The sequence below is a fragment of the Nocardioides alcanivorans genome (genome assembly GCF_021555175.1).
GTDB classification, from domain to species: Bacteria; Actinomycetota; Actinomycetes; order Propionibacteriales; family Nocardioidaceae; genus Nocardioides; species Nocardioides alcanivorans.
In genome coordinates this window covers 13,881-33,920 of the sequence record NZ_JAKGRW010000031.1, presented here as the reverse complement: position 1 = coordinate 33,920, position 20,040 = coordinate 13,881, and the positions used below count along the sequence as shown (strand labels likewise).

15 protein-coding genes and 4 pseudogenes are annotated in these 20,040 nt (G+C 69.9%); 9 read left to right on the top strand and 10 right to left on the bottom strand.

Annotated features, from left to right (window positions below):
* Positions 1-27: 27 nt before the first annotated feature.
* Positions 28-696: a response regulator gene (locus L1066_RS16130; protein WP_312007983.1), complete on the bottom strand. Its 669-nt coding sequence runs from the start codon at positions 694-696 to the stop codon at positions 28-30.
* A gap of 57 nt (positions 697-753) precedes the next feature.
* Positions 754-1,116 carry a hypothetical protein gene (locus L1066_RS16125; protein ID WP_235737291.1) on the bottom strand — a complete coding sequence of 121 codons (363 nt, stop codon included), beginning with the start codon at positions 1,114-1,116 and terminating at the stop codon, positions 754-756.
* Positions 1,117-1,231: 115 nt separating this feature from the next.
* Between L1066_RS16125 and L1066_RS16120 the strand changes: the two genes are divergently transcribed.
* The 5 genes and pseudogenes from L1066_RS16120 (at position 1,232) to L1066_RS16100 (ending at position 8,527) form a co-directional block, all read left to right on the top strand.
* The gene (locus tag L1066_RS16120) at positions 1,232-1,648 is read left to right on the top strand and encodes an NUDIX domain-containing protein (RefSeq protein WP_235737290.1); all 417 of its coding nucleotides are present in this window, start codon (positions 1,232-1,234) and stop codon (positions 1,646-1,648) included.
* A pseudogene (hrpA, locus tag L1066_RS16115) lies at positions 1,564-5,699 on the top strand (ATP-dependent RNA helicase HrpA). Before L1066_RS16120 ends, hrpA begins: the two are co-directional and overlap by 85 nt.
* A 24-nt stretch (positions 5,700-5,723) precedes the next feature.
* Positions 5,724-6,320, top strand: coding sequence for a hypothetical protein (locus tag L1066_RS16110; RefSeq protein WP_235737289.1), 597 nt, complete (start codon positions 5,724-5,726; stop codon positions 6,318-6,320).
* Between the two features lie 290 nt (positions 6,321-6,610).
* Positions 6,611-7,006 carry a type II toxin-antitoxin system PemK/MazF family toxin gene (locus L1066_RS16105; protein ID WP_235737288.1) on the top strand — a complete coding sequence of 132 codons (396 nt, stop codon included), beginning with the start codon at positions 6,611-6,613 and terminating at the stop codon, positions 7,004-7,006.
* A 99-nt stretch (positions 7,007-7,105) separates the two neighbouring features.
* Complete coding sequence (locus L1066_RS16100) at positions 7,106-8,527, top strand: ABC transporter substrate-binding protein (RefSeq protein ID WP_235737287.1); 1,422 nt, start codon at positions 7,106-7,108, stop codon at positions 8,525-8,527.
* 3 nt (positions 8,528-8,530) lie between these two features.
* Here L1066_RS16100 and L1066_RS16095 read toward each other — a convergent pair whose 3' ends face one another.
* Complete coding sequence (locus L1066_RS16095) at positions 8,531-9,769, bottom strand: HRDC domain-containing protein (protein WP_235737286.1); 1,239 nt, start codon at positions 9,767-9,769, stop codon at positions 8,531-8,533.
* The gene (locus L1066_RS16090; RefSeq protein WP_235737285.1) at positions 9,766-10,389 is read right to left on the bottom strand and encodes a DUF3000 domain-containing protein; all 624 of its coding nucleotides are present in this window, start codon (positions 10,387-10,389) and stop codon (positions 9,766-9,768) included. The genes L1066_RS16095 and L1066_RS16090 overlap by 4 nt, the downstream gene beginning before the upstream one ends.
* 69 nt (positions 10,390-10,458) lie before the next feature.
* Here L1066_RS16090 and hemE point away from each other — a divergent pair, with 69 nt between their 5' ends.
* Positions 10,459-11,499 (top strand): uroporphyrinogen decarboxylase, encoded by a 1,041-nt coding sequence (hemE, locus tag L1066_RS16085; protein WP_235737284.1) that lies wholly within the window; start codon positions 10,459-10,461, stop codon positions 11,497-11,499.
* Positions 11,500-11,654: 155 nt separating this feature from the next.
* Here hemE and L1066_RS16080 read toward each other — a convergent pair whose 3' ends face one another.
* Entirely contained in the window at positions 11,655-12,299 is a 645-nt protein-coding gene (locus L1066_RS16080; RefSeq protein ID WP_235737283.1) for a response regulator, read from the bottom strand.
* Between the two features lie 345 nt (positions 12,300-12,644).
* Complete coding sequence (locus L1066_RS16075; protein ID WP_235737282.1) at positions 12,645-13,397, bottom strand: hypothetical protein; 753 nt, start codon at positions 13,395-13,397, stop codon at positions 12,645-12,647.
* A 43-nt stretch (positions 13,398-13,440) separates the two neighbouring features.
* Here L1066_RS16075 and L1066_RS16070 point away from each other — a divergent pair, with 43 nt between their 5' ends.
* Together L1066_RS16070 and L1066_RS27900 are read left to right on the top strand one after the other, a co-directional pair.
* Positions 13,441-14,124, top strand: coding sequence for an iron-dependent transcriptional repressor DtxR (locus L1066_RS16070; protein ID WP_235737281.1), 684 nt, complete (start codon positions 13,441-13,443; stop codon positions 14,122-14,124).
* A gap of 69 nt (positions 14,125-14,193) precedes the next feature.
* Positions 14,194-14,466, top strand: coding sequence for a DUF2277 domain-containing protein (locus L1066_RS27900; protein ID WP_235737280.1), 273 nt, complete (start codon positions 14,194-14,196; stop codon positions 14,464-14,466).
* 182 nt (positions 14,467-14,648) lie between these two features.
* Here the strand turns inward: L1066_RS27900 and L1066_RS16060 are convergent.
* Positions 14,649-16,121, bottom strand: a pseudogene (locus tag L1066_RS16060) (beta-propeller domain-containing protein); the annotation flags it as partial.
* 338 nt (positions 16,122-16,459) lie between these two features.
* Here L1066_RS16060 and L1066_RS16055 point away from each other — a divergent pair.
* Positions 16,460-16,828 (top strand): annotated as a pseudogene (locus L1066_RS16055) (saccharopine dehydrogenase NADP-binding domain-containing protein); the annotation flags it as partial.
* On the opposite strand, the gene L1066_RS16050 reads toward L1066_RS16055, so the two are convergent.
* The 3 genes and pseudogenes from L1066_RS16050 to L1066_RS16040 all read right to left on the bottom strand — a co-directional run.
* Positions 16,804-17,139: a hypothetical protein gene (locus L1066_RS16050; protein ID WP_235737279.1), complete on the bottom strand. Its 336-nt coding sequence runs from the start codon at positions 17,137-17,139 to the stop codon at positions 16,804-16,806. The pseudogene L1066_RS16055 and the gene L1066_RS16050 overlap by 25 nt on opposite strands.
* 556 nt (positions 17,140-17,695) lie before the next feature.
* On the bottom strand, positions 17,696-18,202 hold the full coding sequence (locus tag L1066_RS16045) for a fibronectin type III-like domain-contianing protein (RefSeq protein ID WP_235737321.1): 507 nt from the start codon (positions 18,200-18,202) through the stop codon (positions 17,696-17,698).
* Between the two features lie 162 nt (positions 18,203-18,364).
* Positions 18,365-19,830: pseudogene (locus L1066_RS16040) on the bottom strand (glycoside hydrolase family 3 C-terminal domain-containing protein); the annotation flags it as partial.
* Positions 19,831-20,040 lie beyond the last annotated feature (210 nt).

The following is a 20,040-nucleotide window of genomic DNA, read 5'->3' as shown; positions in this document are numbered from 1 at the left end:
CCTCAACCACCTTCGGTCATCGAGTGGTCACTGCTTGGCGTGCTTGGCCGCATAGATGGCTGCCTGGGTCCGGCTGGACAACCCGAGCTTGGCGAGCAGGGAGGAGACGTAGTTCTTCACGGTCTTCTCGGCCAGGTGCATCCGCGCAGCGATCTGCCGGTTGGTGAGTCCTTCGCCGATGAGGTCGGGGATCCGCACCTCCTGCTCGGTGAGACGCTCCAGCTCCTTGTTGACCGGCGGACCGCTGCGCAACCGCTCCAGCACCTGCCCGGTCACCAACGGATCCAGCATCGACTGGCCCGCGGCGACGCGACGGATCGTGTCCACGAGGTCAGCCCCACGTACCTGCTTGAGCACGTAGCCGGCTGCGCCGGCCATGATCGCGGCGAAGAGGGCGTCGTCATCGTCGTAGGAGGTGAGGATCAAGGCCGCGATCCCGGGGTCCTGGGAGCGGATCTCGCGGCACACGTCGATGCCGGAACCGTCCGGCAGTCGGTTGTCGAGGATCGCCACGTCCGGCCGGGCGGCTGGGATCCGGGCCAAGGCCTCCTCGGCCAGCGCAGCCTCGCCGACGACGGCGAGGTCGGGCTCGGTCTCGAGCAGTTCCCGGATGCCCCGACGCACGATCTCGTGATCGTCGAGGAGGAAGATCCGGATCTTCTCGCCGCCGTCGTCACCCGAGTGCAAATGGCTCACCCACTCACCGTAGCGACACCGTCGGTTGCCCGACCACCCTGCAACGGGAGTGGGGGATCAGGACCAGGCGATGGTGGACTCAGCGCTCGTGTCGGAGTCGGCATCCCCGTCACTGCCGGGCTGGCCCGGCTGGCCACCCTGGCCGCCCCGCCCGTCGGGACGCTCACCGTCGGGGAAATCGGGGCGCTCCCCGCCTCCGGGTGGACCGAACTGCCCCATCCGTTGGCGGTTGCCGGAGTCGTCGTTCACCAGGAGGGTGACGCCGCTACCCGCGGCCCCGCCGATGACCAGCGCCGCGACGGCCGTGGCGGTGAGTGCACGCCATCCCCACACGCGGTCCTTGAGCTTCTCCTTGGTCGGCTGCTCGACCGGGGCTCCGGCGGGCCCGCGAGTCGTCTCGGCATTCGTCTCGGTTTCCATGACACCGAGCGTGCGGCGGCTTGCTGTGCGCTTCCTGTGTCCTCCCCACCGGGGTGCTGTGAAGCACGATCGCGCCAGCGGCTGGCAGAATCGCCGGACCCGTCCTGGAGGCAACATGCAGAGTCAGTTCCTGGTCACCGTCGACGTGGTCGCCTTCTCGCCCGGCGATCACGTGCTCCTGGTGAGGCGTGCCAACCCGCCCTACGCCGGCAGCTGGGCGCTTCCCGGTGGCTTCGTCGAACCCAATGAGGACCTGCCCGAGGCGGCTGCGCGTGAGCTCGCCGAGGAGACCGGCCTGGAACTGCGTGCGCGAGAGCTGCGCCAGTTGGCGGCGTACGGCGCCCCCGACCGTGACCCGCGTCGTGGCCGCGTCGTGACCATCGCCTTCCACGTGCGACTGGCCACCCAACCCGACGTCATGGGCGGCGACGATGCTGCGCACGCCGCGTGGGTGCCGGTGGAGACCGCGCTGGTGGAGGGCCTTGCCTTCGACCACGCGCAGATCCTGCGCGACGCGCTCGCCTGCACCTGACGAGATGCGCCCGGGGCGCCGTCCGCGCACTCTCGACGCCGGTCCGCGCACTCTCGACCGATGGGGAGAATCGACCCATCGTGCAGATCACCTTTCCGCCCCAGCTCCCCGTCAGTGGCCGTCGCGACGACATCGCGGCGGCGATCCGTGACCACCAGGTCGTCATCGTCGCCGGTGAGACCGGCTCCGGGAAGACGACGCAACTGCCGAAGATCTGCCTTGAGCTGGGACGTGGCAAGGACGGGTTGATCGGGCACACCCAGCCACGTCGGATCGCCGCCCGCTCCGTGGCCGAGCGGATCGCCGAGGAACTCGGCAACGACGGCATCGGTGAGGGCCTGGGTGACCTGGTCGGCTACCAGGTGCGCTTCACCGACAAGACCTCGAAGCAGTCGCGCATCAAGGTGATGACCGACGGCATCCTGCTGGCCGAGCTGCAGCGCGACCGCGACCTCAAGCGCTACGACACGCTCATCATCGACGAGGCCCACGAGCGCAGCCTCAACATCGACTTCATCCTCGGCTATCTGCGGCGGCTGCTTGCCCGACGCCCGGAGCTCAAGATCATCATCACCTCCGCGACCATCGACCCCGAGCGGTTCGCCGCCCACTTCGCGGACCGCGCGGGCAACCCTGCGCCGATCATCGAGGTGTCCGGGCGTACCTATCCGGTGGAGGTCCGCTATCGGCCACTGGTCTCGACAGGCTCGACCAACGGGGTGGGCTCGACCAATGGGGGTGGGGTCTCGACAGGCTCGACCAACGGGGCGGGGTCGACCAACGGGGTGGGCCTGACGGTGGACGACGACGGTGAGGTGGTCGTGCGCGACCAGACCGAGGCGATCGTCGACGCGGTGCGCGAACTCAGCGCGGAAGGTCCCGGCGACATCCTCGTCTTCCTCCCCGGTGAGCGGGAGATCCGCGACACCGCCGACGCGCTCGCGCCGCTCGACAAGAGCGGTCAGGGTCTGCTCGAGGTCGTCCCGCTCTACTCCCGCCTCTCCGCGGCCGAGCAGCACCGTGTCTTCCGGCGTCCCACCTCCAGCCGGGTCCGCCGGGTCGTGCTCGCCACCAACGTCGCCGAGACCTCGCTGACCGTGCCCGGCATCCGCTACGTGATCGACTCCGGTGTGGCGCGGATCAGCCGCTACTCGCTGCGCACCAAGGTGCAGCGGCTCCCCGTCGAGCCGATCAGCCAAGCCTCGGCCAATCAACGCTCCGGTCGCTGCGGCCGCGTCGAGGCGGGCATCGCGATCCGGCTCTACTCGGAGGAGGACTTCGCGTCCCGCCCGGAGTTCACCGACCCCGAGATCCTGCGGACCAACCTCGCCTCCGTCATCCTCCAGATGACCTCCCTGGGTCTCGGCGACCTGGGCCGGTTCCCGTTCGTCGAGCCGCCCGACAAGCGCAACGTCACCGCCGGCACCCAACTCCTCGAGGAGCTCGGCGCGATCCAGACCGGCAACCAGTCGGCGGGCAGGCAGCCCCGCGGACGCGGCCGGCGTACGACGGGACCTCGCCTCACCGGGTTGGGCCGCCGGCTGGTGCGGCTTCCGATCGACCCGCGGCTCGGTCGGATGATCCTGGAGGCCGAGCGGCTCGGGTGCGTGCGCGAGGTGCTGGTGATCGCCGCCGCCCTCTCCCTGCAGGACCCGCGCGAGCGGCCGGAGGAGCAGCGCGCGCAGGCCGACCAACTGCACGCCCGCTTCACCGACCCCACCTCGGACTTCCTCACCTGGCTCAATTTGTGGCGCCACCTCAAGGGGCAGCAGAAGGAGCTCTCCTCGAGTGCCTTCCGTCGGATGTGCAAGCGCGAGTACCTCAACTACCTGCGGGTACGCGAGTGGCAGGACTTCGAGTCGCAGCTGCGCCAGGTCTGCAAGGAGATGAAGGTCCAGCTCGGCCAGCCCGCAGACGAGCCCGACGCCGACGGCATCCACCAGGCCCTGCTCTCCGGCCTGCTCTCCCACATCGGCCTGCTCGAGGAGCGGGAGAAGACGCAACCGGGTCAGCGACCGGAGAAGCGGCGAGGCCCCCGCGAGTACGTCGGCGCCCGCGGTGCGCGGTTCGCGATCTTCCCGGGATCGGGCCTGAAGGGGAAGAACCCGCAATACGTCATGGCGGGCGAGCTCGTCGAGACCTCCCGACTCTGGGCCCGGCAGAACGCTGCCATCAACCCCGCGTGGGCCGAGCGGCTCGGCGCACACGTCGTCAAGCGCAGCTGGTCGGAACCGCACTGGTCGCGCAAGCAGGCGGCAGTGCTCGCCCACGAGAAGGTCACGCTCTACGGCGTCCCGCTCGTCGCGGACCGGCTGGTCAACTACGGCAAGATCGACCGGGAGCTGAGCCGGGAGCTCTTCATCCGCCATGCGCTGGTGTACGGCGACTGGCCGGCGCTCGAGTCGGGTCGCCACAAGTTCTACAACGAGAACCAGCGCCTCCTCGACGAGGCGGAGGAGCTCGAGCACCGCGCCCGGCGCCGTGACATCGTCGTCGACGAGCACACGCTCTTCGACTTCTACGACGCCCGGATCGGGCCCGACGTGGTCAGCGGTGCCCACTTCGAGCAGTGGTGGAAGCAGGAGCGCCGGGCGCATCCCGCCCTGCTCACCTTCGACCCCGACATGCTCACGCACCAGACCGCGGGCGAGGTGCGGGCAACCGACTACCCGGCCGCCTGGCAATCGGCCAGTCCCGGCGCTGCCGGAGCTGCCGAGGAGGGACTGACCTTCGCGCTGAGCTATCACTTCGAGCCCGGCTCGGCCGACGACGGCGTCACCGTGGAGGTGCCCGTGGCAACCCTCAACCAGGTGGAGGCCGACCAGTTCAGCTGGAACGTGCCGGGTCTGCGCGAAGAGCTGGTCACCGCACTCATCCGCAGCCTGCCCAAGTCGCTGCGGGTCAACTTCGTGCCCGCGCCCAACAAGGCCCGCGACTTCCTCACCGCCGTCCCACCGGGGAGGAACCGCTGCTCATGGCCCTGACCCGCTGGTTGCGCAGCACCACCGGAGTCGCCGTACCCGCCGAGGCCTGGGACTGGAGCAAGGTTCCCGACCACCTCCGCCCGACCTTCAAGGTGGTGGACGAGGAGGGCCGGGTGAAGGCGCGCGGCAAGGACCTCGATGCGCTGAAGGAGCCGCTGCGCCCGACCTTTGCCAAGGCGATGGCCGAAGCGGCCGCCGATTCCGGGATCACCGTGACGGGGCAGACCACCTGGACCTTCGGCACCATCGAGCCTTCCTTCACCACCGTGCGTGCCGGTCACGAGGTGCGGGGCTTCCCGGCGCTGGTCGACGAGGGGACCACGGTGGGTCTCCAGGTGTTCGGCTCGGCGGACGAGCAGGAGGCGCGGCACCGACTCGGCGTGGCGCGGCTGTTGCTGCTCAACACCGCGTCGCCGGTGAAGGCGATCACCTCCTCGCTTGGCAACGCGGAGAAGCTCCAGCTCGCGGGTTCGCCCTACCCGTCGGTCGCCGAGCTGCTCGAGGACTGTCGCGTCGCGGTACTCGTGGAAGCCGTCGATGCCCGGCCAGCGGTGCGATCGATGCAGGAGTGGCAGGCGCTCCTCGACGCCGTCAATCGCCCGGGTGAGCTCGAGGCGCGGACGCGTGCGGTGCTCCACGACGTCTTCGCGGTGCTGGAGCTGTGGCGCACCGCGGATCGCGAGCTCTCCGGCCGTGCCGACCTGCACGTGCTGCCGGCGCTCACCGACATGCGGGCCCAACTGGGCCGCCTCGTGCACCGGGGCTTCGTCTCCGAGGCCGGCACCGCCCGGCTGCGAGAGATCCCGCGCTACCTGCGCGGCGTGCTGGCGCGCAAGGAGAAGCTCGAGACCCAGCTCGGCAAGGACCGCATGCTGATGGACCAGGTCAACGAGCTCCAGCAGGCCTGGGAGCACCGCCTCGCGGCCCTGCCCGAGGGGCGCCCACCGGGAGCCGACCTGCGTCGGGCGGGATGGATGCTCGAGGAGTTCCGGGTGCAGCTGTGGGCCCAGCAGCTCGGCACCAGGGAGACCGTCTCCGACGCCCGGATCCGCAAGGTCCTCGGCTGACCGCCTCCGGCGTAATGTGATCAGGTGCCCCGACCTCACCACCGCCCACTCGTCCCCGGTGACGCCTTCTTCGACGCCATCGAGGGCGCAGCCGATCCTGCGCTGGCTGCGGAGCTCGCCGAGCGTACGGCGGAGCTGCTGGTGCGCGGTGCGCGAGGTTCCCAGGACGGCGAGCTGATCGAACGACTGGTTCGCCTGGCCGAGGACGAGGGACTCGAGGCCTTGGCCGACCTGTGGGCCGCCTCCCCGCCATCGAGCTCGGCGGGGGCGTTGTGGCGGCTCTACCTCCTGCGGGAGTGGGTACACGCCCAACCCGTCGAGGCGGCGCGCCAGTTCGACGCCGGGCGGCACGTCGCCGAGGTCGACCACGTGGTTGCCGGGGTCGCGGAGCCGCCGGGGCCGCAGGAGCTCCGGGCGATGGTCGACCAGGTGCTGCGTGGCATCGCGCACTCGGAATGGGGCGACGTGTTGTTGCGGGCCGCTGCCTTCGCCAGGGTGGTGGCTGCCGGGCGAGCTCAGGAATCTGCCGGCGCCGCCCGTGCCGAGCAAGCGGCCCTCATGGCGGAGCTGGCCGACCAGTTGGAGGACGCGGCCCGTCTGGAGTTGGCCGGCGGGCTCTGAGCGAGGGCCTGAGCCCTTCGCGGGCCAGCTCGGTCAAGGGTGCCGGCCGAGAAGCTGAGCACGTCGGACCGGGAGCGCCTCACGGCGCGTGGCCGCTCGTAGCGGCTTATTTTGGGACCCGGGGCTGCCGCGGCCCGACGTGCTCCCCAAGGGTAATTCATCGGCCCCAATGCTGCCGTGAATCCGCGCGAAGGCGCGGCGAATCCGCTCGAAGGCGCGGCGAATCCGCGCGAAGGCGCGGCGAATCTGCCCGGGTGTCCTTCGCCTCCCCGTTCGGTAGGGTGCCGCGCATGAGCGACCCGCAGCCTCGCGCGACGTACGCACCCGAGATCGACGGGGAGCCGGATCCCGGCGAGGTGGTGTGGGCGTGGGTGCCCTACGAGGATGACCCGGCCCAGGGCAAGGACCGGCCGATGTTGGTGCTGGCGAAGGATGGCGACCACTGGCTTGGCCTGCAGCTCACCTCGAAGGACCACGACCGTGACGCTGAGCAGGAGGCGCGTGCGGGGCGTTGGTGGATGGATGTCGGGACGGGTGACTGGGACCGGGAACGGCGCCCGAGCGAGGTCCGGATCAACCGATTGTTGCGGATCCCCGACGGCGACGTACGCCGAGAAGGTGCGGCTCTGGATCCCCGGATCTTCGCCGCCGTGGTGGCCGCGGCACGCCAATACTTGAACGTTTGAAGGAGTCGTGACGCCGACAGCGACATCGTTGCTTCGTGCAGAGACCGCTATCGTTGCGCTGGTATCCGTTGGAACCGGCCACATCGGGTGGTCGGGGGAGTGAGGGGCGAACAGCTCGTGGGACGACGCGCAGCGGCGGTGGGCATTGCCCTTCTGGCGACCCTGGTGGCGGGGTGTCAGTCGAGTGGTGGCGGCCCGATCGACGACCCGGTCGGCACCACGAAGAAGCCGGTCAAGCTGACCTTCATGGCCTACGGGCCCGACGAGGAGGTGGCCGCCTACGAGAAGACGGTGGATCGCTTCAACGAGGCCAACGAGACCGTCAAGGTCACCCTGGTGGCCGCGGAGACCGAGGACGAGGTCCTCGACCAGGTCTCCGGGGAGAACCCGCCCGACATCTACCTGCTCTCGCGTCGCGACCTCGGCACCGTCATGGCGGAGGGCCTCAACCAGCCCGTCGAGGAACTGCTCGACGCTCGTGGCATCTCCTTCGGTGACGACTACAAGCGCGACGCTATCGCGGCCTTCTCCGGCGACTCCAAGGTGCAGTGCATGCCCTACGGAGTGTCCCCGATGGTGATCTACTTCAACACCCAGCTGATCGACTGGGCTGCCATGCGCGAGGAGGGCCTGCCGGCCCCGAAGTCCTACTCCTACTGGACCTTCGACCAGTTCGCCGCGGCCGCCGGCTTCGCGGCTTCGCGCCCGGGAGCGAAGGGCGTCCACATTGAGCCGACTCTCGAGGGGATCGCTCCCTTCGTCTACTCCGGTGGCGGTGAGCTCTTCGACGACAAGACCAACCCGACCACGCTTACCCTCGCCCAGGAAGACTCCATGGCGGCGCTCGGCACGACGCTCGACGTGCTGCGTGACAACCAGATCACGCTCACCCCGAAGCAGTTGCGCAATCAGTCGGCGCTGGAGCGCTTCACCAAGGGCAAACTCGGCATGATCGCCGGCTACCGCAACCTGGTGCCGTTGTTGCGCAGCACGCCGAGCCTCAACTTCGACGTGATCCCGATGCCGACGCTCGACAGTGAGCGCACCATCGGTGACGTCAGCGGCCTGTGCATGTCGGCCGAGCCCGGCAGCGTGTCCGCAGCCGCCGACTTCATCGTGCACGCGGTCTCGGCGGAGTCGGTGGCCGAGGTTGCCTCCGCCGGTTACCTGGTGCCGGCCAACAACGAGGTCGCCGAGTCCGACGACTTCCTGCAGCGTGAGCAGTTCCCGGCGCACGCCGAGGTCTTCAACCGCAGCATCCGCGACATCGTGACGCCGCCCGCCCTCGAGTCGTGGTCCGACCTCGACGAGGCGCTGCACGACCAGCTGCACGCGCTCTTCTACGCCCGCGTCCTGGAGGATCTGCAGACGTCGCTCGAGGAGATCGACGCAACCTCCCGGGAGGTCCTCTCGCCGCCCGAGGACGAGACCACCGACTCGCCGGAGTCAGGTGGGGAGTCGACCGAGCCGAACGGTTCCGAGTCGCCGACCGCCTCCGAGGAGGCTCCGGGCGGGGAGTGAGGGTCAGCTCTCTGCGTCGAGGATTGCCGCGACCAGCAGCGGGGCGGTCAGCTCGATCTGCCACTCCCGAGCGCCGAGCGCCCGCATGGTCTCGGCCACCTCGGTGCTCAGGGCGGTCTCGTCGCGGGTCTTCGGCGGTGTCCACAGCACCCGGCGCATGGTGTCGGGTGTGAGCAGGTTCTCGGTCGGGGTCGACCACTCCTCACTCAGCGCGGCGAAGGCCTCCTTGGCCGCCTGCAGACGCTTCCTGGCGATCGGGTCCTTCTCCGCCCAGGCGCGGGCGGTCGGCGGGCCGTCGGATCGCGGGCTGCGCTGGGGCAGGGCGCTCTCGTCGAGTTCGCGGGCCTCCTGCAGAGCGTTGACCCACTTCATCGCGTAGCGCTCGGCACCGCGGCCCTTGAAGCCCGGCAGCGCAAGGAGCGTGCGGCGCGAGACCGGCAGCGCCAGCGCGGCCTCGATGATCGCGGAGTCGGGGATGATCCGCCCGGGCGTCACGTCCTTGTTCTGGGCGATCGCGTCGCGTGTCTGCCACAGCGACCTGACTGCTGCCAGAGCGCGACGGCTGCGCACCCGGCTGAGTTGCGACGTACGCCGCCAGGGTTCGGCACGCACGTTCGGCCGGAAGTCGAGGAGGTGCTCGAACTCCTGTCGTGCCCACTCGTCCTTGCCGGCGTCGACGAGCTCTGAGGCGAGCACGTCGCGGAGCTCGGCGAGGGGCTCGACGTCGAGGGCGGCGTACTCGAGCCACGGCGGCGGGAGTGGCCGCTTGGACCAGTCGGCGGCCGAGTGCTCCTTGCGCAGCCGTTTGCCAAGGATCGACTCGACGAGCGTGGCCAGGCCGACACGGGGATAGCCCAGGAGTCGGCCGGCGAGTTCGGTGTCGAACAGGTCGGTCGGCACCAGGCCGACCTCGCGCAGGCACGGGATGTCCTGGGAGGCCGCGTGGAGGATCCACTGGTCACCGCCGATGGCCTCGTGGAGGAGGCTGAGGTCGTCGAACCTGGTGGGGTCGATCAGTGCCGTGCCGGTGCCCTCGCGGCGCAGTTGGATCAGGTAGGCGCGGGCGGAGTAGCGGAAGCCGGAGGCACGCTCGGCGTCGAGCGCGATCGGGCCGGTGCCGGCGGCCACGCGTTCGCAGATCTCGCGGTACTCACGGTCGGTCTCCACCACGTGCGGCGTGCCGTCGGACAGCGTGAGCAGTGGGGCCGGGACCGCCTCCTGCTGGACTTCTTCGTCGGTCACGAGCCGCGCTGTCCGCGCCGCTGCGCAATCATGGCGACGCCTTCGGGGAGGGGCTCCAACCCGACGGCGGTGCAGAGGAGCTCGCCCCACGCCTCGACGTGGTCACGGAGATCGGCGGCGGTCGCTTCGGCGTCGACTTCGGGCGTCCATGAGGCGCGGATCTCGACCTGTGCGCTCGGCTCCTCGTCGGACATCACGCCGAAGTTCTCCACGCTCACGCGGGTGACGGTACCGCTGAGGGCGCTGTGGGTCGCCTCGTGGGCCCCGAGCGCATCGGTCAGCCAGGACCAGCCGACGGCACCGAGCATGGCGTCGGAGGCAAGGCTCGGGTCGACCTCGGCCCGGACATAGCTGACGAAACGGAAGGTGCCGCCCCAGGCGTCATTGCCGTGTGGATCGTGCAACAAGATGATGCGGCCCGTGGCCAGTTCCTCGTCGTCGACCTCGACGTCGGCGGAGAGTGCCGTGGCGTACGGCGCTATGCGCTGCGGAGCGGGCATCGGCTCGACCGACACTTCGGGGCGCAGGCGGGCGGCGAGCAGCGAAGCGGCGGCCGCGCGAAACACCTCGGGTTGGGGCGACGCATCCCCGGGGGGACGCGTCTCCTGTCGGACGACCATGACGTCGATGCTACGGCGGTGTCCCCGGCTGGGTGTGGTGCCACGCCGCTGACCTGCGAGGATGGTCGGGTGACTGCTTCAGCTGATCCTCGCTTGGCCGACTCCGCCTTCCTGCGTGCCGCGCGAGGTGAGACCCCCGATCACACGCCTGTGTGGTTCATGCGGCAGGCGGGTCGCTCGTTGCCGGAGTACCTGGAGGTGCGCGAAGGCGTCGGCATGTTGGAGTCCTGCATGGACGCCGACCTCGTCACCGAGATCACACTCCAGCCCGTCCGCCGCTATGGCGTGGACGCCGCGATCTTCTTCTCCGACATCGTGCTGCCGCTGAAGGCCGTCGGCGTCGATCTCGACATCGTGGCCGGCGTCGGTCCGGTGGTTGCCTCACCGGTCTCGACGATGGCCGATGTCGAGGCGATCCCCGACCTGGCCCCCGAGCACGTCCCGTTCATCAGCCAGGCGGTGCGTCAGCTGGTTGCCGAGCTCGGTGGCACGCCGCTGATCGGCTTCGCCGGTGCCCCCTTCACGGTCGCCTCCTACCTGGTCGAGGGCGGGCCGTCGAAGGACCACGCTCGCACCAAGGCGATGATGTTCGGCGCTCCCGAGGTGTGGGACGCGTTGATGCGCAAGATCGCCGGGATCGCCGCCGCCTATCTGGAGGTGCAGGTCTCGGCCGGCGCCTCGGCGATCCAGCTCTTCGACTCCTGGGCGGGCGCGTTGACCCCGCACGACTACCGCACCTTCGTCATGCCGCACTCGACCAGAGTGCTCTCCGCCGCAGCTGACCTCGGAGTGCCCCGCATCCACTTCGGTGTCGGCACCTCGAACCTGCTCGACGCCATGGGCGAGGCCGGTGCCGACGTCGTCGGCGTCGACTGGCGCACCCCGTTGGAGCACGCCATCGAACGCGTTGGCGACCGTGGGGTCCAGGGCAACCTCGATCCGACCCTCGTCTTCGCGCCGACCGAGGTGATGCTCGCGCGAGCCGGCGAGATCATCCGCGCCGGCCGCGCCGCCAAGGGCCACATCTTCAACCTCGGCCACGGTGTCATCCCCGCCACCAACCCCGACCAGCTCAAGCGCCTCACGGAGTTCGTGCAGACCTACGAGTGATCTCCGCTGGGGCCGCTGGCCCCAGGGGCCCCATGGGCCACACAATTCCCCGCCCGGGCGGGGAATTGGTCTCCTGCAGGCTGTAGCCACACACACCAGCCATGCAATCTGGTGACAGAGTCCCGTGACGTGGCGGGTCGGACCCGCCGCGGCCGTCAGGCCCCGGTGGGATGCGAGATCTTGCTTGCGAGGAGTGCAGCCTGGGTGCGGCGTTCGACGCCGAGCTTGCTGAGGATGTTGGTGACGTGGTTCTTCACGGTCTTCTCGGCGAGGTGGAGACGAGCGCCGATCTGCCGGTTGGTGAGTCCTTCGGCGATGGCGGCGAGCACCTTGTGCTCCTGCGGAGTGAGTGATGGGAATGCCGAGGATGCCGGTTCGGTGGAGCGCTGCACGAGGCGCAGGGCAGCAGCCGGGTCGATCAACGAGTGTCCACTCGAGACGAGCCGGATGCCGCTGAGCAGCGAGGACCCTTCGATCTGCTTCAACACATAGCCCGAGGCGCCGGCCAGGATCGCCGCATACATCGCCTCGTCGTCGTCATAGCTCGTGAGGATCAGCGCCTGCACGCTCGGATCGGCCTCGCGGACCTGTCGACACACCTCGACACCCGTGCCATCGGGCAACCGGGCATCGAGCACGGCCACGTCGGGGGAGAGTGCCAGGATCTGCTCGGCAGCTCCTGCAGCAGTGCCGGACTCACCCACGACGACGATGTCGCCCTCGGACTCGAGCAACGCCCGCAGCCCTCGGCGCACGATCTCGTGGTCGTCGAGCAGGAAGACGCGGATGGGGTCACTCATGGGTCGGATCTTCGCATCCAGCGGGCCTGCGTGTGCCCGAAACGGCCGGAAAATGGGAACGACCCGCAGGCGTGACCAGCGGTTTCCGTCGGCACGGATGCCGGGGCGGACCTTCTGGGCTCCTCCGGTGGACTGATGACCGGAGCGCCTGCGGGTCGGGTGACTGCCGTGGATTACGCCAACTGCTCAACGCTGTGGCGGAGTCCGCTGGGCAGCGGAGCTGTCAGCCGACAGCCACCTCACGAGTCCCAAAGCCATTCATTCTTCGGACCACCTCCTTTCCCGTGTGCATCCAAGGTACGACTGCCCGTCGTGGGCCACAAGGGGTTTTCCTCTGCGTGATTCTCAGTCGTTGAAGGCGGACGGATCGACCTCGATCCACGTGTGTCGTGCCCGGGCGACGACGCGACGGTCGGAGTCGAGGATGGTGGTGGCGGTGAACCACTTGCGGCCCTCATGGCCCAGCAGCCCGCCCATCACGACGTGCTCCTCGCCGATGCGCGGCAGCGTGTCGACGCATCCCGTGATCCGGCCGAGCACGATCGCGCGTTCGGCCAGGTCGACGGTCCACGCGCCGGGGCAGTCGAGTGCTGCCCAGGCGACCGGCAACGTCACTCGCTCGGGGTCGTCAGCAGCCGCCATCGAGGGGTGCGGCGTCCAGGTCGTCGCCACCCGCGCTGTCGCGTCGTACGGCTCCACGGCGCCGGCGAAGAGCCGCAGCCCGTCCCCTTCCTCCCGTGCGGTCCCGCAGGCGAAGCAGTGCGGGAACGGGTGGTGCGCCATCCCGGCGAACGATTCGCGAGCAGCGCGCGCCTCCTCCAGCGGTACGTCGGCAACCGGCACCGGCGCCTCGTCCTCCGACACGAGCACCGCACTTGCGACGAGCTGGTCGGCGTCCCACAGCTCGGCGCGATCACCCTCGCATCGCACGGCCAGCGGGCGCTCGAGCGCGGGCGGCATCCGCAGCGTCACCTGCACCGGAGGCAGGTGTCCGGGCTCATTCGGAGCGAGGAAAGCGGCAAGCGCACCGGCGCTCCACCCTCCGTTGCCCGAGCGGTCCGGGCCGCGGAATCTGGACGGGATGGACAAGGTCTCCATGCCCACATCCTCTCCATTCGCCTCGATGGGCCACAATGGAGGGGTGAGCGACCTGATCGACACCACCGAGATGTACCTCCGCACGATCTATGAGCTCGTGGAGGAGGGAATCGTGCCGTTGCGGGCCCGTATCGCCGAGCGCCTGCACCAGAGTGGACCCACCGTGTCCCAGACCGTTGCCAGGATGGAGCGCGACGGTCTGCTGACCGTCGAGGGCGACCGTCACCTGGAGCTCACCGACGAGGGCCAACGCCTCGCGACGCGCGTCATGCGCAAGCATCGTCTGGCCGAGCGGCTGCTGACCGACGTCATCGGGCTCGACTGGGAGCTCGTGCACGCCGAGGCGTGCCGTTGGGAGCACGTGATGTCGGAGAACGTCGAGCGCCGGCTCATCGAGTTGCTCGACCACCCGACCGAGTCGCCCTACGGCAACCCCATCCCCGGACTCGCCGAGTTGGGGCAGACCCCGGCAGCCGAGGACTTCCGCGAAGGCGTCGTGGCCCTCTCCGAGATCGCCACCAACACCGAGCAGCGGGTGCTCGTGCGCCGCATCTCCGAGGAGATGCAGAAGGACGAGCTCCTCATGAGCGCGTTGCGCCGCGTGGGTGCGATGCCCGACCAGTCCGTGGTCGCCATCGCCACCGCCGACGGGGTGCTGCTGGGCTCGGGTGGCGAGACCGCCGAGATCGTCCCCGAGGCCGCGGACCACATCTTCGTCCGCGCCTGATCGCCCGGCGTCTCGACGAGCCGCCGTACGCCGGTGGGCCGTGGCCCATCTCGGCGTACGGTGGAGGGCATGTGCCGCAACATCCGCCCGCTCAACAACTTCGAGCCGCCTGCCACCGCTGACGAGGTGACGGCTGCCGCACTGCAGTACGTGCGCAAGGTGAGCGGCGCGACCAGACCGTCGGCTGCCAATCAGGCGGCCTTCGACCGGGCCGTCGCCGAGATCGCCCACGTGACCGAGCATCTGCTCGCTGATCTGGTCACGACTGCGCCGCCCAAGGACCGCGAGGTCGAGGCGGCCAAGGCGCGAGCCCGGGCAGCCAAGCGGTACGCCGCCAGCTGAGTCCCGGGCCCGGGCCGCCCTGGGCCGGTCTCACCAGTCGAGGAACCGGTTCTCCTTGCCGCTGCTGAGCACCACGCGGCCATCGGGCAGCGGCAGTGTGCGCAGACCGGACTGGATGGTCCAGCCGCCGGAGACCGGCACTTGGTGTTCGGTGAGGGTGCCCTCGGGGAGACCTCGAGCACGGCGAGCGAGAACTTGCCCGTGCCGTTGCGGCTGTAGTCCAGCACCGGCGTCAACGCCGTCTCCCGCTCGGGCAGCCAGGTGAACTGACGCGGCTCCCAGCTGGCGAGCATCTCGGTGTTGCGGCCGTAGGTGACCTTGTCGACCTGGGTGGGCGCGCTGGGGTCCGAGACGTCGAAGGTGCTGGCCTGGCCGCCCAGGCTGCGGCCGCGCTTGTTCGCGTCGGTGCCGATGCCGAGCAGTCGGTCCTCCCCGATCGGGTGCAGGTAGGAGGAGAAGCCGGGGATCTTGAGCTCGCCGAGGAGCTGCGGGTCCTCCTGGTCGGAGAGATCGATCGCATAGAGCGGGTCGACCTGGCGGAACGTCACCACGACGGCGAAGTCGTCGAACCAGCGCACCGACTGGATGTCTTCGTTCACCCCGAGGCCGTCGACGCGGCCGGCCTCCTCGAGGAGACCGCCGACCTGCTTCATGGTCACCACGGCGTTGTGGGCCTTCATGCGCTTCCCGTCCTCCTTGGCGGCCGGCACCGCCAGGGCGACCCGGAGCACGCCGTCGACGGAGTCGAGTGACCAGCGGTCGGCCACGGTGCCCTTGAGCCGACCGGTGGCGGCATAGATCGCCTCCGTGCCCGAGAGGGTGAAGGCGTGCAGGTCGGTGTTGCCGCCGAAGGAACCGCCCCCGCCGATGCGGTCGATGAACGGATTGCCGCAGCAGCCCCATCCGTTGGTGGCCAGATAGAGCCGGTCGGGGGAGGTGTAGACGATCTGGGAGTCGGTGAGCACCGCGGTGACGTCACGGTCGACGGGGTCACCGATCGGGAAGCCCACGACGCTGAGCACGCCCGGCGCGGCCTCATCCTCCGGCACGTTGACGGCGCCGCAGTCGAGCAGCGCCTTCCCAGTGCCGTCGTCGGTGACCTGCGGCAGCCAGTCGTCGATCGTGCTCTCCCGGACGATCCGGCGGTTCTCCCGTCGTGCCTCCTTGCGGGTTCGGTTGCGGGTCGGGTGCACGAAGTCGAGTTCGGGCAGACCTCGTGAGGTGACGATCCGGACGTCGCCACCGGTGAGCCGGGCCGAGAGCAGATCGCCGTCGAACTCGTGCACGTCGGAGACCCCGGGAGTGGCTGGGGCCGTGAGATCGATCCCGATCAGCCGCGTCGAGCTCCCGTTGCTGCGGCCCCACACCTGACCGATGACGAGGGCCCGGTCGCCGTGCAGCAGCACCTCGGTGTTGCCGAGCCGCCCGGGGAGCTTCAGGGAGCCGAGCCGACGCACCTGGGCGCCGGAGACGTCGTACGTCGTCAGTGTGCGGCGGTCGACCCGCACCAGGATCGTCCCGTCGGTCTTGGCCACGTCGGGTTCGTCGATGCCGACCTCCTGCACGTTGGTGCCGGTGTCGCTGTTGGTCTGCTCGGCGGTTCGGTGGGCGCCGTCAGCCGGGATGGAGGCTTCGGCGCGGTTCAAGCTGGCCATGTCGTCCGCGAAGCTGTAGTAACCGCCATAGCGCCACCCCCACTCGCCGACGGCCCTGCTGCCCAGGTCGTGGAACGTCGTGAGCAGGTCGTCACAGGAGTCAGCGGCAGTGAGTCGGCCGGGTGAGGCCGAGACGCTCAGCCCGGGGCTGCCGCCGGGACCGGGGCCCGCGGCCTCCCCATCGGTGGCGGGTGGCTGGTGCAGGACGGCAGCGGTGGCGATGGCACCGCCGAGGAGCAACAGGGAGAGGGTGGCCACGGCGAAGGGGGCCTTGCTGGAGGAGGTCATGGGGGTAGGACGCGAGAAGTCTCCCGTCGGTTCCGCCGTGACTTCACCCGATGGGGCAGCATGGGTGCATGGCGGAACGCGAACTCGACATCGTCCTCTTCGGTGCCACCGGTTTCACCGGCGGACTGACCGCGGAGTACCTCGCTCGGCATGCTCCGGCACGGTTGCGCTGGGCGATCGCGGGGCGCAACCTCGCCAAGCTGGAGAAGGTGCGTGAGTCGTTGGCGGCGATCGACCCCCGACTCGAGGCGATGGAACTGGTGGTCGCCGACGCGGCCGACCAGGCGGAGTTGGAGAAGGTCGTCTCACGCGGCAAGGTCGTGATCACCACCGTCGGGCCCTACGTGGAGCTGGGTGAGCCGTTGGTCGCTGCCTGTGCCGCGACCGGTACCGACTACGTCGACCTCACCGGGGAGCCGGAGTTCGTCGACCAGATGTGGCTGCGCCACCATGCGACAGCGGCAGCCAACGGTACGCGGCTGGTGCACTCGTGCGGCTTCGACTCGATCCCCCACGACATCGGGGTCTTCCATGCCATGCAGCACGTCGACTCGTCGGTGCCGGTGACGATCCGTGGGGTGGTGCGCAGCAACGCGACCTTCTCCGGGGGCACCTTCCACTCGGCGTTGGGTGCGTTCTCGCGGGCTCGCCAGATGAAGGCCGCCCACTCCGAGCGCCGCCGCAAGGAGGCGAAGCCGGTCGGTCGCAGCAGCCGGGCGGTCGCCGCCAAGCCGGGCCGTGACCCGTTGCTGGGTTACTACCTGCTGCCGCTGCCGACCATCGATCCCCAGGTGGTGGTCCGGAGCGGAGCCGCGTTGGCGTCGTACGGTCCGGAGTTCCGCTATTCGCACTTCGCGGGCACCAAGACGCTGCGCTACGCCGTGGGCGGCTCGGTCGGTGCGGGCGCGTTGGCGCTGGGCGCGCAGGTCGGGCCGTTGCGCAACCTGCTGAAGAGCAAGGTCCCGCAGGGCGAGGGCCCGTCGCCGGAGCGTCGCCGCCGGTCGTGGTTCACCGTCGACTTCGTGGTCGAGGCCGACGGACGTACGACGCACACCCGCGTCAGTGGGGGCGACCCGGGCTACACCGAGACGGCCAAGATGCTAGCCGAGTCCGCGCTCTGCCTCGCCTTCGACACGAACCCGGTCACCAGCGGACAGGTCACCACTGCGGCTGCCATGGGCCAGAACCTCCTCACCCGTCTCCAGGCCGCCGGCATGACCTTCGAGGTGCTCACCCCTGACCGCCGAGGCCGCCCGGATCGCTGCCGAGGTCGCCCGGACGGTGGCTCAGGTCGCGCGGGTGTCTTCTCGACGGGCGTGGTTGGCGGCTTCGAGCAACGCCTCGACGTCGGCCGTGCTGACGGCCCCGCCGGCCATGCCGAGCACGCGTCCGATGGGGAAGCTCATCAGCATCTGACCCATGCCTTCGACGTCTGCCTCGTCGTCCGGCGTGAGCTCGGCGAGACCGGCGGCGAGCAGTGGACCGGCGACCGGGTCGGCGAGCACTTCACCGATCGTCGACTCGAGGTGCAGCATCGGGCGCAGGTCGGGCCCCTGCAGCGAGACCGACGTGCGCTGGCGGATGTCGCGGCTGGAGGAGCCCACCTCGATCGTGTGCTCGCCGGACTCGACCGCCCAGCCGTGCCCGGTGAACCACTTCGCCACAGCATGCAGCGGTACGTCGACACTCACCACCCGGCGCTCCCCGGCGGCGAGCTCCACCACGGCAACCCCTGCCAGCTCACGGGGCGGACGGGCGATCTCGGAGGCATGCTTGCCGATGTAGACCTGCACGACCTCACGGCCCGCCACGGCACCGGTGTTGGTGACCGTCACCTCCACCACCAGCCCGTCGGGACGTCCCTGCACGACCAGGTCGGTGTGGTCGAAGCTCGTGTAGGAAAGCCCGTGCCCGAAGGGGAAGGCCACCGGGAGGTTGCGGGCGTCGTACCAGCGGTGGCCGACGAAGACTCCCTCGCCGTAACGAACACGGCCGCGCTCGCCCGGGAAGTCGAGGAAGGCGGGAGAGTCGGCCAGCCGCACTGGCACGGTCTCGGCCAGTCGGCCGGACGGGTTGACCCGCCCGGTGAGCACGTCGGCGATGGCGCCGCCGCCCGCCTGACCGAGCAGCGAGGCCTGCAGCAGGGCCGGCAGCCGGTCGGTGAAGGGCAGGGAGACCACGCCGCCGGCGGAGAGCACCACGACGGTGTGGGGCTGTGCGGTGAGCACGGCGGTGAGCAGATCGATCTGTTCGACGGGCAGGTCGAGGGTGGTGCGGTCGAAGCCCTCGGACTCCGCCTCGGAGGAAGCCCCAGGAAGAGCACGGCGACCTCTGCCGCGGCGGCTGCGGCCGATGCCGCCGCCGGGTCGTCGCCGGTGAAGGTCAGGTCGGGATGGAAGCGGCGCAGCTCCTCCAGTGCCGAGTCCAGTCGCGTCGGGTTGATCCGGGAGCTCCCGGCGCCTTGATGGCGCGGGGTGCGCGCGAATTCGCCGATCACGGCGACTCGAGCGTCGGCGCGCAACGGCAGCAGCGCCTCCTTGCTCGCCGCCTCGCTGCCCACCGCCTCGTTGCGCAGCAGCACCACGCAGTGTGCGGCGATCCGTCGGGCGGCGTCGTGGTGCTCGGCGTGGAGTGCGGCTGGGTCACGGGCAGGATGGGCGGCCGCGCCTTCGGTTGCGTGCGAGACCATCGCAGCCACGCGGCCGGCAGCGCGATCGACCACCGACTCGTCGAGGCCACCACTCTCGACGGCTGCCACCACCTCGGCATCGCTCGAGCCACCGTCTCCAGGCATCTGCAGGTCGAGACCAGCTGCGAGCGCGGTGACCCGGTCGCGTACCGCACCCCAGTCGGAGACGACCAGGCCGTCGTACCCCCACTCGTCGCGCAGCACCTCGGTGAGCAGCCACGGGTTCTCGGAGGCGAGCACGCCGTTGACGGCGTTGTAGGAGCACATCACCGTCCACGGGTCGGCGTCGCGCACGACCCGCTCGAACGCCCGCAGGTAGAGCTCGCGAAGTGGCCGTTCGTCGATGTCGGCGCTGACCCGCAGCCGATCGTGTTCCTGGTTGTTGGCGGCGAAGTGCTTGAGCGAGGCCCCCACGCCCTGCGACTGCACACCGCGCACCCATGCGGTGCCCAGCAGCCCGGTGAGGAAGGGGTCCTCGGAGAAGTACTCGAAGTTGCGCCCGCACAGCAGCGAGCGCTTGAGGTTGATGCCTGGCCCGAGAACGACGGCCACGTCCTCGGCGCGCGCCTCCGCGCCGATCATCGCCCCGACCTCCTCGACCAGCGCTGGATCGAAGGAGGAGCCGAGCGCGACGGCCGGTGGGAAGCAGGTGGCCGGGTTGCTGTCACCCAGGCCGAGGTGGTCTCCGTCGCCAGCCTGCTTGCGCAGGCCGTGTGGCCCGTCGGTCAACATCACCGAGGGGACGCCGGTGACGGCCTCGGTGTGCCAGAAGTCCTGGCCGGACAGCAGGGAGGCCTTCTCGGCCAGCGGCAGGGAGATGACGGGGTGGACATCGCTCATGGGCGTCACTGTGCCAGCGCAGCCGGCCGTTGTCTTGAGGTGAGCAGTCGTGGGAGAAAGGCCAAAGCCGGATAGTCCCGGACGAACTTGTAGTCCGCCCGC